Here is a 265-nt window from a genome sequence, read left to right as displayed (position 1 = left end):
TTAGGTATAACGGGCAGAATAACGGGTGAAATAATGGGTAGAATCATAGTTTTACTAACTTGCACCCCATGATACTTTCAGTATCAATGCCACTCATTTTCTGGACGAAAATGAATGACATAAGGCTCCGCCCTCTGGCTATTTTCTTCGGCTGGACGCCTGAGAAAAAACCATTCACCCAAGCCCGTCAAACTCACTGCGTTCGTCTGACCACCCCCTTTTTTCGCCCCTGTATTTGGTCGCTCAAAAATGTGGTGGTCAGACG

The 265-nt window shown here is 46.0% G+C and carries 1 protein-coding gene; it reads right to left on the bottom strand.

The genetic code is table 11. The annotated features are described in order from the left end of the window. Positions 1 to 83: 83 nt before the first annotated feature. Positions 84 to 265, bottom strand: a 182-nt coding sequence (locus BHE89_RS24180; protein WP_216080967.1) for a hypothetical protein, incomplete at its 5' end; no start/stop codon positions are given.

The organism is Shigella sp. FC1967, from assembly GCF_001743005.1.
In the GTDB taxonomy this organism is placed as follows: Bacteria; Pseudomonadota; Gammaproteobacteria; order Enterobacterales; family Enterobacteriaceae; genus Proteus.
Note: the sequence above shows the minus strand (reverse complement) of the source record. Positions and strands in the feature narration are given on the sequence as shown.